The sequence below is a fragment of the Mesorhizobium sp. INR15 genome (genome assembly GCF_015500075.1).
In the GTDB taxonomy this organism is placed as follows: domain Bacteria; phylum Pseudomonadota; class Alphaproteobacteria; order Rhizobiales; family Rhizobiaceae; genus Mesorhizobium.
In genome coordinates this window covers 5452447-5464523 of record NZ_CP045496.1, presented here as the reverse complement: position 1 = coordinate 5464523, position 12077 = coordinate 5452447, and the positions used below count along the sequence as shown (strand labels likewise).

Below are 12077 nucleotides of genomic sequence, written 5' to 3'. Positions count from 1 at the left end.
GCGCGTTAGTCGCCGGCGACGAAGAAGGCCCATTGCCCGGCGGGCGTGATGCCGACCCGATAGAAGATATACGCGCCGAACTGCTTCATGTCGTCGAAGTCGCCGGCGGTGACGATCTTGAAAAGTTCGACACGCTGTTTGGCATCGAGCTTGTCCAATGGCAGTGCGAAGAAATAGGGCCAGACATAGAGCTCTTCCGGTGTCCCCGCGTCGAGATGGACGTAGCCGGCATTCAGCACCTCCTCCATGATGGCGAGGATCTCCTGGCCCTCAGGGTCGCCGGACAGACCCTTGAGGAAGGCGATTGCATCGCCGTCTATATCGGTCAGCGATAATTGCGTCATGGTATCGCCCTTGCCGACCAGGGGCCTAAGCTTTTCGATGTCACCGCTCTTGCACGCCTCGACGATGAGGTCGTGCATGCGCCTGACCGGTTCGGGCAATTTGCTCAGATCGTAGAGGACCTCGGGAAGGGGCGCATCGGGATCGATTCGAGGACTGGCAGCGCCGCTCGGCGGGCTGTCCGGCTCGGCTTCGGCGGGCGCGGTGGGTTGGCTGGTTGAAGGCGGCGTCCCAATTGGATCGGGCATTGGCACCGTGCTGCCGGGTGGCGAGGTGTCATCATCGGCGGATGGTGTAACCGGCGAGGGGAGCTCTTCGCGCTTGATTTCGCTCAGCGCGTAGGCGGGGCCGCTCAGGAGACACAGCACCGGAGGAAACGCGGCGCAACAAGTGGCGAAGCAGATGCTAAGGATCAAGCCGCGCGGCTTGCCTGACATCGAAAAATTCACTGCCCGCTACTCCTTGATTCCGGGCATTGTGCCCGAGCGGCCTATCGTCAGAGAACCGTATGCCGGTTCAGTGCCGTAGCCGTTCAGGTTCGAAGGCGCCAGCAATCACCTTTTCACGCATGCGATCGAGCAGGGCAAGGGCTGACGTCTCGCCATTGGCGCGCAACATTTCGCCGAATGCCGTCTCGAGCGCTGCCTCGGCGATAATTTCGGGCTCGATACCTGCGGATAGTCCTTCCGCCCAGGCTTCGTTGTGGCTCTCAACCGCGGTCAGGCGCTTTTCTTCCCTGACCAGCGCGTCGATGTCGTTGACACCTTGTTCCATATGCGATGTCCACCCTTGCAAGCTGTGATCCGTCTAAGTGGATCAGGCTCGATCTGTTACCTTCACACGCGGGCCCAATTAAGTATTTGTAAATACGACATTTTTTTGGTCGATTTCTACGAATCTCATCGCCGTTTCATCAGGCCTGCGTGCGATCCGATTCAAACTTAGCCGATTAGGTCGGCCCGCGGGGTGAAAACCTTCAGTTTGAGTTAATTCCGCATCCGCACGGTAACGTTTCATTAATGCTGTTGCAGAAGTGCCACAGTACGATTGCACCAACATATCGTTCTGCACAAGCACGATATGTCATCTCCGGCAGCGGGAGGCCCGATACCTGTTGATGATTGAGGGAAAACCTAGTTCCCGTAGCGCGAGGCGATGTCGCGCGACAGCGTCTCGCCTTCCTTCATGTAGCGGCTGATGGCTTCGGTCGCCGAGGCAGTGCACTGCGTGTAGGTACCGCCGAAGGAGCGGTAGCCTCGGTTGAAGCTGGCGATGAAGCGCGCACGGCGCTCGGGATCGGGATTTTCCGAATCGATCAGCTTCTGCATCTCGCCCCGCCACTGGTTGCCTTTTTCACCGCACAGATTGCGCAGGAAATGCAGCGAGCCCAGAACTTCCGCCAGCCGCATCAGCCCGGGTTCGAATGGCGCCTCGGCGCTGAACGCCGGCCGTGCCGCCGTGGCCGTGGATACGGCAAGACAGGCGGCGAGGAGGAGGGAGGCGCGGCGCATAAGCCTATGTGGCCAAACAATTTGTCGTCCGCAAGGCCGATTTTTCAGCGGTGCGTCTAGGCATTCCGGTTTGAACCGAGGAGTTCATCGGCAACGGCGAACACCGAGCCGGCGAGTGGCAGCGCCGCCATCTCGGCAAGCGTATAGAACGCGGCTGTCTCGGCATCGTCGCTGGCCACCGCTTCACCGCCGATATGGGTGGCGCCGAATACGGTCAGCAGGTAGTCGACCGGATGGCCATCAAGCTTTCCGTCGATGAGAATTTCGCGCAGCGGCAGGTAGCCAACGGCCCGCAATTGGGTCTCTTCCAGCAACTCGCGCCGTATCGCCTCTTCCAGCGTCTCGCCGGGTTCGACCTTGCCGCCTGGAAAGGCGTAGAGCCCTTGCGACGGTTGCCGCGCCCGCTTGACCAGAAGCACCGTGTCGCCGCGAACGACGGCGACCGAGACCGCCGGAATGAGTTTTCGCGCTTCGTCCATGAAACATCCGATCATCTTGATTGCGCAGCCTGTTGTGGACCGGCTGGCGGCAAACAGCTTTAGCGGTTGCAGTGCGGCTCTTCCATCGCCACTTTCGAGGTCAAATAAATCCGAAGGATGTCAATCGCCATGTGCGGACGCTTTGCCTTGACCGCGACGCCGGACCAGACTGCTGCCTTCCTCGATGTGGCGGGTCTCGAGGATTTTCCAGCGCGCTACAACATCGCGCCGACCCAACCGGTCCTCATGGCAATCTCTGGTCCTGCGCGGGCGCCGGGTTCGAACCTGCCCGACCGGCAGCCGATGCTGGTGCGCTGGGGATTGATCCCGGCGTGGGTGAAGGACACGCGCGAGTTTCCGCTGCTGATCAACGCCCGCTCCGAGGGCGCCATCGAAAAGGCCTCATTCAAGACCGCCATGCGCCATCGCCGCGCTTTGGTGCCGGCATCCGGTTTCTACGAGTGGCGTCAAACCGGCGGCAAGAAGGGGCAACCCTATTGGATACGGCCAAGGCACGGCGGGCTGGTTGCTTTTGCCGGGCTGATCGAAACCTATGCCGAGCCAGGCGGCTCGGAAATGGACACTGGCGCCATCCTGACCGTCAATGCCAATGCCGACATCGCGCATATCCATGACCGCATGCCGGTGGTGATCGCACGTGAGGATTTTGCCCGCTGGCTGGATTGCCGCACCCAGGAGCCACGCGATGTCGCCGGCCTGTTGCGGCCGGCACAGCCCGATTTCTTCGAAGCCATTCCGGTCTCGGACCTCGTCAACAAGGTCGCCAACACCGGGCCTGAAATTCAGGAGAGGGGCGCCATTGGGCCGGAGCCCGAGAAGGTCAGGCGCCAGAAGCCCGGGCCGGACGACAGTCAAATGACGCTGTTCTGAGGCAGGTCCCGAAAAAGCGGGAACCGATTTCGCATAGGATCATGCTCAGCAAATAGTCAAAGCAGCTGTTCCAGAGCGCGCCAGGCGCTTCATTTCCGGCGCCTTCCGGCACCGGTCGCGCGGCCTCAGGCGGCGCGGGGCGATACGATCTTCTGCGCCGGCTTCTTCTTCTTCGCGGTGTGAAGAAGGGCGGCGACAATCGCGGCCGGGCCGATTGCCCGGTAGTGATTGGCCAGCGCCGGTTGCTTGGCGCGGTTCGATTCCTGCTTGGTTCGCGGCATATCTCTCTTCCCAGATAACATTTTCGTGTCTGCGTTTGATGGCCGATTCTGACCAAATCGTGACGCCCGCTGATCTAGCCGGCGAATGTTTCATGACTGTGCCGACATGTTTAATAAAATGTTTCAGTGCGGGATTGCGTGCGATCCAGCGGCGCTTTTGCCGAAACTAGCGACTTGACGGCAACACCGGCCAAGGCGATAAAGCTGCCCATGAAAACGTCTTTCGCCATTTGCGGCATTTGCATTATTGGCTAGCCTCGCGCTGGTCCGGACGTTTTCGCCTCATCTTTCCCTAGATTGGACAAACGCCCCGGCCAGCAGGCTGGAGTCTGATTTTGCGCCTCGGCGCAATGCAGATTTCATACAGAATAATACTGAACGGGAAGCACGAATGTCTGACGCATCGCAGGGACTGCGCCTCTACAACACGCTGACGCGGAAGAAGCAGGATTTCGTCCCGATCGATCCGAAAAACGTGCGCATGTATGTTTGCGGCCCGACGGTCTACGACTTCGCCCATATCGGCAACGCCAGGCCGGTGATCGTCTTCGACATACTTTTCCGCCTGCTGCGTCATGTCCGTGGCGAGGCGCATGTCACCTATGTGCGCAACATTACTGACGTCGACGACAAGATCAACGCACGCGCCCTGCGGGATTTTGGCGGCGAGATAGCCTCGGGCGCATTGTCGCTCAACGAGGCAATCAGGCGCGTCACGGAAAAGACCGCCAGCCAGTTCCACAAGGATGTGGCGACCCTCGGCTGCCTTGAGCCGACGGTCGAGCCGCGCGCCACCGAGTTCGTCGAGCCACGCGCCGACGGCAAGGCCGATATGATCACCTTGATTCAGCGCCTGATCGAGCGCGGCCATGCCTATGTCGCGGCAGGCGAAGTGCTGTTCGACACGGCGTCCATGCCGGACTACGGCCAATTGTCGAAGCGCAATCTCGACGAGCAGCAGGCTGGTGCCCGTGTCGCCGTCGATGCGCACAAGAAGAGCCCCGGCGATTTCGTGCTGTGGAAGCTGTCATCGCCTGAGGAGCCCGGCTGGAATTCGCCCTGGGGCAGGGGCCGCCCGGGTTGGCACATCGAATGCTCGGCGATGTCGGCGGCCTATCTCGGCGAGGTCTTCGATATCCATGGCGGCGGCCTCGACCTGATCTTCCCGCACCATGAGAACGAGATCGCCCAATCGCGTTGCGCGCATGGCACCGACGTGATGGCCAATATCTGGATGCACAACGGCTTCCTGCAGGTCGAAGGCCAGAAGATGTCGAAGAGCCTCGGCAATTTCTTCACGATCGCCCAGTTGCTTGAGACCGATATCTTCGGCGGCCGCGTATGGTCGGGCGAGGTGCTGCGGCTGGCAATGCTGATGACGCATTATCGCGAGCCGATCGACTTCTCGGTGCGCAAACTGGAAGAGGCCGAAAACACGCTGCGCAAATGGAAGCGCGCCGCCGATCTGGCGCCGGCCGCGGCAAAGCCATTGCCGGCGGAGGTGGTCGAGGCTCTGTCTGATGATCTCGCCACCTATGCCGCGTTCCAGGTGCTGACGCAGCTGGCCGGCGACGCGGCTGAAGGCAATGAGGCGGCCGGATCGCTGAAGGCTGCGCTGCTGTTCCTCGGCTTCGATGTCGCGGCGGCAAATGTCGATGAAAGCAATGTCGCCAAAGCGATCGCCAATCGGCTTGCACTCATCGCCGCGAAGAACTGGGCCGAGGCGGATCGCATCCGCGACGAATTGCTGGCACAAGGCGTCCAGTTGAAGGATGGCAAGGATCCCGCCACCGGCGAGCGCGTCACCACCTGGGAGGTAAAAAGATGATCGATCATCTCGGCATTACCGTTTCCGATTTCGAGGCGTCCAAGGCTTTCTACGACAAGGCGATGGCGCCGCTTGGCGCGTCGCTGCTGTATATGGTGCCGCTGGAGTATACCGGTGGCGCCAAGGTTGGCGGCTATGGCCGCGACCGGCCGGTGTTCTGGCTGAGCACGGCCAAGGACAAGCCGAGGGACCATCAGCATGTCGCCTTCACCGCGCGCAGCCGCGCGGAGGTCGATGCCTTCCATGCCGCGGCACTTGCCGCTGGTGGCAAGGACAATGGCGGGCCGGGACTGCGCCCGCACTATCACCCTAACTACTATGGCGCCTTCGTCTTCGATCCCGATGGCAACAATGTCGAGGCTGTCTGCCATGCCGAGGGGTGATCAGTGATGAGCCTCGACAACCGGCCAATCTATACGGGCGGCTGCCAATGCGGCGCGGTGCGCTTCCGCGTCGAGGGCGCACTCGGCGATGCCTCGATCTGCCATTGCCGCATGTGCCAGAAGGCGTTCGGTTCGTTCTATGCGCCGTTGGTTTCGGTGGGTAGCGCCAGGCTTGATTGGACGCGCGGCGAGCCGAAATACTTTCGCTCGTCCAACCATGTCGATCGTGGCTTTTGCGCCGATTGCGGCACGCCGCTGGCCTTTACAGCGCCGGATGGCGTCGGCCTTGCCATCGGCGCCTTCGACAATCCAGCCGAGATCGTGCCCTTGGTTCAATGGGGCACCGAAGCAAAACTTCCCTACGTCGATACCATCCCGCAACTGCCGGCCGAAGACACGATGGCCGATATGGCTTCGGCACCGTATCTGGCCGATCTCGCCTCTTACCAGCACCCCGACCACGATACTGAACAATGGCCGCCGGAGGAAAAGTCATGACCGAGACAGTGAGAACCGGTGGCTGCCAATGCGGCGCGGTGCGCTTTCGCGTTCATGGCGCACTCGGCCGCCCGTCCATCTGCCATTGCCGCATGTGCCAGAAGCAGTTCGGCGCCTTCTTTGGCGCGCTGGTCACGGTGCCCAGGGATGGCGTCGAGTGGACCCATGAAGAGCCAAGCTATTTCCAGTCGTCGATCAACATCGATCGCGGCTTTTGCGCACGCTGCGGTACGCCGCTAACCTATCGGCAGCCGGACGGGCTAGAGATTGCGATCGGCGCCTTCGACGACCGTTCTGATCTGGCTCCGCAAATCCAGGTCAACTACGCCGCGCGGGTGCCTTGGGTGGAAACGATCTTCGACCAGCCGATCCATCAGGACCCCGACTATTACGCCAGGCAGGAAGCAATCATTTCCTTCCAGCATCCCGATCACGAAACGGCCGATTGGCCGACAAAAGGCTTGCAGCTATGAGCAGTGAATTGCGTACCCTTTACCCGGAGATCGAGGCTTTTGATTCCGGCATGATCGATGTCGGCGACGGCCATCAGGTCTATTGGGAACGGTCCGGCACCAAGGGCGCCAAACCGGCAATCTTCCTGCATGGCGGCCCTGGCGGCACGATCTCGCCAAACCACCGGCGGCTGTTCGACCCGAAACTTTACGACGTTATCCTGTTCGACCAGCGCGGCTGCGGGAAGTCGACGCCCAATGCCTCGCTCGAAGCCAACACGACATGGCACCTGGTTGCCGACATCGAGCGCCTGCGTGAAATGGCCGGCTTCGACAAATGGCTGGTGTTTGGCGGCTCCTGGGGATCGACACTGGCGCTGGCCTATGCCGAGACCCACCCGGAGCGGGTGAGCGAGCTGGTGGTGCGCGGCATCTACACGCTGACGCGTGCCGAACTCGAATGGTATTATCAGTTCGGCGTCTCGGAAATGTTCCCCGACAAATGGGAGCGTTTCCTGGCGCCAATCCCGGAGGCCGAGCGCGGCGACATGATGGCCGCCTACCGCAAGCGGCTGGTCGGCAGCGACCGCGAGGCGCAGCTCGAGGCAGCCCGTGCCTGGAGCCTGTGGGAAGGCGAGACGATCACGCTTCTGCCCGCGCCTGAAACCAGCGGCCCGTTTGGCGAGGATGATTATGCCGTCGCCTTCGCCCGCATCGAGAACCACTATTTCGTCCACGCCGGCTGGCTGGAAGAAGGCCAGTTGCTGCGCGACGCCGGGAAACTCAAGGACATACCCGGTACCATCGTCCACGGCCGCTATGACATGCCGTGCCCGGCACGCTTCGCCTGGGCATTGCACAAGGCTTGGCCAAAGGCTGATTTCCATCTCATCGAGGGCGCCGGCCATGCCTATTCGGAACCGGGGATCCTCGATTGCTTGATCCGTGCAACGGACAAGTTTGCAGGCAAATGACCATGACCCGCGAACGCCTCTATCTCTTCGACACGACATTGCGCGATGGCCAGCAGACGCCGGGCATCGACTTTTCCGTCGAGGACAAGATCGCGATCGCAAAACTGCTCGACGCGTTCGGCCTTGATTATGTCGAGGGCGGCTATCCCGGCGCCAACCCGACCGACACCGCCTTCTTCAGGGAAAAGCGTACGGCGCTGGCAAAATTCGTCGCTTTCGGCATGACCAAGCGGGCCGGGGTCTCGGCCTCCAACGATCCCGGCCTTGCGGCACTCGTCCAGTCGAAATCGGATGCGATCTGCTTTGTCGCCAAGAGCTGGGATTATCATGTCCGCGTTGCACTCGGCTGCACCAACGAGGAAAACCTGGACTCGATCAAGGCCTCTGTCGAGGCCGCGATTGCCGCCGGCAAGGAGGCGATGGTCGATTGCGAGCATTTCTTCGACGGCTTCAAGGCCAATCCCGACTACGCGCTGGCCTGTGCCAGGACCGCCTATGATGCCGGTGCGCGCTGGGTGGTGCTGTGCGACACCAATGGCGGCACGCAGCCGTCGGAAATCCGCACCATTGTCGAAAAGGTCGTTGCCTCGGGCATTCCCGGCGGCCATCTTGGCATCCATGCCCATGACGATACCGGCCAGGCTGTGGCCAATTCGCTCGCCGCCGTCGAGGCCGGCGTACGCCAAATCCAGGGCACCTTGAACGGCATCGGCGAGCGTTGCGGCAACGCCAATCTGATCTCGATCGTGCCGACGCTGGCATTGAAGCCGGCCTTTGCCACCCGTTTCGAAACGGGCATTTCCGAGGAGGCCCTGACTGGCACCTCGCGCCTCTCCCGTGCCTTCGACGAATTGCTGAACCGCGCGCCGGAAGCGCAGGCGCCCTATGTCGGCGCCTCGGCCTTCGCCACCAAGGCCGGCATCCACGCCTCGGCACTGGCCAAGGAACCAGCGACCTATGAGCATGTCGCGCCGGAAGCGGTTGGCAACCGCCGCCGCGTCATGGTTTCCGACCAGGGCGGCAAGGCCAATTTCCTGGCCGAGCTGAAGCGGCGCGGCATCGACGTGCCGAAGGACGATCATCGGCTGGATGCGCTGATTGCCGTGGTCAAGGAGCGCGAGGCCGAGGGTTATGCCTATGAGGGCGCCGACGCGAGTTTCGAGCTTCTGGCGCGCAAGATGCTGCACGGACTGCCCGAATTTTTCCACGTCACCTCGTTCCGCTGCATGATCGAACGACGCTTCGACGCCAATGGCCAGTTGAAAACCGTGTCGGAAGCGGTGGTGAAGGTGCTGGTCGAGGGCGAGGAAAAAATGTCGGTGGCCGAAGGTCACGGTCCGGTCAATGCGCTCGACATCGCGCTGCGCAAGGATCTCGGCAAATTCCAGAACGAAATCGCCGACCTCGAACTAGCGGACTTCAAGGTGCGTATCCTCAATGGCGGCACCGAGGCGATCACCCGCGTGCTGATCGAATCGCATGACGGCACGGGCGCGCGCTGGTGGACGGTCGGCGTCTCCGAAAACATCATCGACGCCTCGTTCCAGGCGCTCATGGATTCCATCGTCTACAAACTGATGAAGAACCGCGACATGGCCGGGCTGGTGGCGGCCGAATAGCAACGGCTGTCGGGTTGAACCATCAGCGGAAGTCCATTGATCCATCAGAAATTTGTGATGGTTTCCGGATCATGGCTGGCGCATAGCGTTGGGCCATGGCCATGCAAACAACTCAGATCGACGCCCATGCCGGCGCACGTCGCGGCTTCCTGTTGGCGTTGGGCGCCTACCTCCTGTGGGGGCTCCTGCCATTCTACATGAAGGCGGTCGCCCATCTGCCGCTGGCCGAAGTCATTGCCCACCGTATCGTCTGGTCGGTGCCGATCGCCGCCGCCGTGCTGATCTGGGCCGGCCGCACGGCTGACTTCAAGGCGGCGCTGCGCTCGCCACGCACCATCGCGATGGCGGCGCTGACAGCGGCGCTGATCTCGGTCAACTGGGGCATCTATGTCTGGGCGATCGCCGTTGACCGCACGGTCGAGACCGCGCTCGGTTACTATATCAATCCACTGGTCAGTGTGGTTGTCGGCGCGCTGCTGCTCGGTGAGCGGCTCGACCGGCTGCAGATAGCCGCCGTGGTGCTGGCGGCGGTTGCTGTCGCGGTGATGACGATCGAAGGCGGCAAGCTGCCCTGGGTCTCGCTTGCACTGGCCTTTTCCTTCGCCGCCTACGGCTTCTTCCGCAAGACGCTGCCGATCGGCCCCAGCCAGGGCTTCCTGCTCGAAGTGCTTTTGCTGTCGGTTCCGGCGCTCGCCTACATCACCTACCTGATAGCCACCGGGCAGGACCACTTCGTATCCGGCAACTCGACCGATACGGCATTGCTGATCGGCTGCGGCCCGGTCACGGCGGTGCCGCTGCTGTTGTTCGCCTTCGGCGCCAAGCTGTTGCGCCTTTCGACCATCGGCATCATGCAATATATCGCCCCAACCATGGTGTTCCTGATCGCGGTGCTGATTTTCAATGAGCCTTTCGGCACTATTCAGGCGATTGCTTTCGGCCTGATCTGGGCAGCGCTGGCGATCTATTCCTGGTCGATGCTGACGACGGCGCGCCGCGCCGCCGCGGTCCAGGCCGCGCAATAGGCACCGAATGTACCAGCTGCATATCGCCAACAAGAACTATTCCTCGTGGTCGGTGCGGCCATGGGTGTTGATGCGTGAACTGGACATTCCGTTCGAGGAACGGTTGACGCCGTTTCCGACCGGATCGAGCTGGGATCTCTACCGGCCCTTTTCGCCGAACGGCCAGGTGCCCTGCCTGATCGATGACGGCTGGGCGGTGTGGGATTCGCTGGCCATCGCCGAATATCTTGCCGAGCGTCACCATGGTGTGTGGCCGGTTGAAGCCAAGGCCCGCAGTTGGGCGCGCTGCGCCGCCGCCGAAATGCATTCGAGCTTTTCTGCCTTGCGCAACGACTGCACGATGAATTGCGGCGTCCGCGTTCAGCCGTTCCCGATGTCCGACGCCCTGAAACGGGATCTGTTTCGGCTTGGCGATCTCTGGAACGACGGCCTCAGCCGGTTTGGCGGGCCATTCCTGGCGGGCGGCAGCTTCACGGCCGTGGATGCGTTCTTTGCCCCTGTAGCCTTCCGGGTGCAGACCTATGGATTGTCATTCGAGGGGGCCGCTTCAGCCTATCCGGCACAGTTGCTTGGCCTGCCTGCGATGCAAGACTGGTATCAGGCGGCGCTGGTCGAGACCTGGCGCGAGCCGGAGCATGAGGCTGAGGTTGCCGCTGCTGGAACCATGCTTGAGGACTTTCGCCTCAGGGCCTGAGAGCTACATTTGACCGATCCGCCTGACGAACAGGTAGGTTATCCCCGCGATCAGCAGGGAGGCCCCTGACACCACCCAAAAGCCCATTGGGGTGTTGACCAGCGGCAGGCCGCCGACATTCATGCCGAACAGGCCTGAGATGATGGTCATAGGCAACAGCACGGCTGTCATCACCGACAGAACGTAGAGCAGCCGGTTCGACTGTGTCGTCAGCTTGGCCATCAGCTCATCCTGCAAAAGCCGAGCGCGCGCCTGCAACTGCTCGCCGTCGTGATGCAGTGTCTGCGCCCGGTGCGACAGCCGGGCCGCCATGTCGTTGATGGAGTCGGGCAAGTCGTTGCGGTGTGAGTGGTCGAGATGACGAAACAGGCTGGTCAGGGTCGCCATCTGGCGATGGATCACCACGAGATGCCGGCGCGCATCGACAAGCGCCTGCCGCTCATTGTGCCATGCGTCACAGACGATGCGGTCCTCGATGCCGTCCATGCTGTCGCCGAGTGCCGCTAGTTCCGCCGCCATCCCGTCAAAAGACTGGCCCACGACAGCCTCGATCAACTCTGCTGGCGATCGGAATTTTCGCGATCCGTTTTCGATCGCCTTGCGGATGTTGTCGACCGATTGCAGCGGCTGCTTGCGGGCGCCGACCAGCATCGTATCGTTGAGGGCGAAGCGGAAATGGCCGAGCCCGCCGGCTTCCGCTGAATAGTCATGGCGCAGGTCCGGCAGGTCGCCGTAGAGCCAATCATCCTCGAGATCGATGTGGCAGCCATGGCTGGCGGAGAGAAAGGCTTCGCGCACCGGCGCCGGCAAAGCCTGATCGGCGGCGATCTCGTGGCGGGCGCGCATGTCGGAGAGCTGGTAGCTGCGCCAGGTCCAGTGCGCGGCGCTCGCGTCCCTGGTTCGCACCCCCTCCGCCGTGAAATGATAGAGGAAGAACAGCCCGTGCTCGTCGGGCATGTAGGGGGAAAGGTCTGTGTCTTCCCGGGGAGGGGCGATGTTCATTGTCGTTTCGCCAATACGGGTCACGTCGTCGATCGGAGAACGCCCGACGGCTGCTTCCTAGCATAGGACAACCCGATTTCGTGTGACGGTTTCTTGAC

Annotated in this window: 16 protein-coding genes; 9 read left to right on the top strand and 7 right to left on the bottom strand. The window is 61.8% G+C overall.

The genetic code is table 11. From position 1 onward, the window contains the following. Positions 1-5: 5 nt before the first annotated feature. The 4 genes from GA829_RS26780 to GA829_RS26765 all read right to left on the bottom strand — a co-directional run bounded on the left by GA829_RS26780 (position 6) and on the right by GA829_RS26765 (position 2332). Positions 6-791: a hypothetical protein gene (locus GA829_RS26780; RefSeq protein WP_195175584.1), complete on the bottom strand. Its 786-nt coding sequence runs from the start codon at positions 789-791 to the stop codon at positions 6-8. 67 nt (positions 792-858) lie between these two features. Beyond that, positions 859-1116 carry a hypothetical protein gene (locus GA829_RS26775; RefSeq protein ID WP_195175583.1) on the bottom strand — a complete coding sequence of 86 codons (258 nt, stop codon included), beginning with the start codon at positions 1114-1116 and terminating at the stop codon, positions 859-861. 359 nt (positions 1117-1475) lie between these two features. Next, positions 1476-1853 (bottom strand): TIGR02301 family protein, encoded by a 378-nt coding sequence (locus GA829_RS26770; protein ID WP_195175582.1) that lies wholly within the window; start codon positions 1851-1853, stop codon positions 1476-1478. Positions 1854-1909: 56 nt separating this feature from the next. After that, positions 1910-2332 carry an NUDIX hydrolase gene (locus GA829_RS26765; protein WP_195175581.1) on the bottom strand — a complete coding sequence of 141 codons (423 nt, stop codon included), beginning with the start codon at positions 2330-2332 and terminating at the stop codon, positions 1910-1912. 129 nt (positions 2333-2461) lie between these two features. Here GA829_RS26765 and GA829_RS26760 point away from each other — a divergent pair, with 129 nt between their 5' ends. After that, complete coding sequence (locus GA829_RS26760; RefSeq protein WP_195175580.1) at positions 2462-3223, top strand: SOS response-associated peptidase; 762 nt, start codon at positions 2462-2464, stop codon at positions 3221-3223. Between the two features lie 125 nt (positions 3224-3348). Here GA829_RS26760 and GA829_RS26755 read toward each other — a convergent pair whose 3' ends face one another. Both GA829_RS26755 and GA829_RS36895 read right to left on the bottom strand, forming a co-directional pair. Continuing rightward, positions 3349-3504, bottom strand: coding sequence for a hypothetical protein (locus GA829_RS26755; RefSeq protein ID WP_111549195.1), 156 nt, complete (start codon positions 3502-3504; stop codon positions 3349-3351). Between the two features lie 110 nt (positions 3505-3614). After that, on the bottom strand, positions 3615-3749 hold the full coding sequence (locus tag GA829_RS36895) for a hypothetical protein (RefSeq protein ID WP_258051979.1): 135 nt from the start codon (positions 3747-3749) through the stop codon (positions 3615-3617). A gap of 146 nt (positions 3750-3895) precedes the next feature. On the opposite strand from GA829_RS36895, the gene cysS reads away from it, so the two are divergent. The 8 genes from cysS to GA829_RS26715 all read left to right on the top strand — a co-directional run bounded on the left by cysS (position 3896) and on the right by GA829_RS26715 (position 10977). Further along, the gene (gene cysS / locus GA829_RS26750) at positions 3896-5332 is read left to right on the top strand and encodes a cysteine--tRNA ligase (RefSeq protein ID WP_195175579.1); all 1437 of its coding nucleotides are present in this window, start codon (positions 3896-3898) and stop codon (positions 5330-5332) included. Then, complete coding sequence (locus GA829_RS26745; protein ID WP_195175578.1) at positions 5329-5715, top strand: VOC family protein; 387 nt, start codon at positions 5329-5331, stop codon at positions 5713-5715. Before cysS ends, GA829_RS26745 begins: the two co-directional genes overlap by 4 nt. Before the next feature lie 6 nt (positions 5716-5721). Next, positions 5722-6213, top strand: coding sequence for a GFA family protein (locus GA829_RS26740; protein WP_195175577.1), 492 nt, complete (start codon positions 5722-5724; stop codon positions 6211-6213). After that, positions 6210-6686 (top strand): GFA family protein, encoded by a 477-nt coding sequence (locus GA829_RS26735; RefSeq protein ID WP_195175576.1) that lies wholly within the window; start codon positions 6210-6212, stop codon positions 6684-6686. The genes GA829_RS26740 and GA829_RS26735 overlap by 4 nt, the downstream gene beginning before the upstream one ends. Then, complete coding sequence (pip, locus tag GA829_RS26730; RefSeq protein WP_195175575.1) at positions 6683-7639, top strand: prolyl aminopeptidase; 957 nt, start codon at positions 6683-6685, stop codon at positions 7637-7639. Before GA829_RS26735 ends, pip begins: the two co-directional genes overlap by 4 nt. After that, positions 7636-9258, top strand: a complete 1623-nt coding sequence (gene cimA, locus GA829_RS26725) for a citramalate synthase (RefSeq protein ID WP_195175574.1) — start codon at positions 7636-7638, stop codon at positions 9256-9258. The genes pip and cimA overlap by 4 nt, the downstream gene beginning before the upstream one ends. A gap of 95 nt (positions 9259-9353) precedes the next feature. Beyond that, positions 9354-10283 (top strand): EamA family transporter RarD, encoded by a 930-nt coding sequence (gene rarD / locus GA829_RS26720; RefSeq protein ID WP_195175573.1) that lies wholly within the window; start codon positions 9354-9356, stop codon positions 10281-10283. A gap of 7 nt (positions 10284-10290) precedes the next feature. Further along, positions 10291-10977, top strand: a complete 687-nt coding sequence (locus GA829_RS26715) for a glutathione S-transferase family protein (protein WP_195175572.1) — start codon at positions 10291-10293, stop codon at positions 10975-10977. Positions 10978-10980: 3 nt separating this feature from the next. Here GA829_RS26715 and GA829_RS26710 read toward each other — a convergent pair whose 3' ends face one another. Further along, the gene (locus tag GA829_RS26710; RefSeq protein ID WP_195175571.1) at positions 10981-11979 is read right to left on the bottom strand and encodes a transporter; all 999 of its coding nucleotides are present in this window, start codon (positions 11977-11979) and stop codon (positions 10981-10983) included. Positions 11980-12077 lie beyond the last annotated feature (98 nt).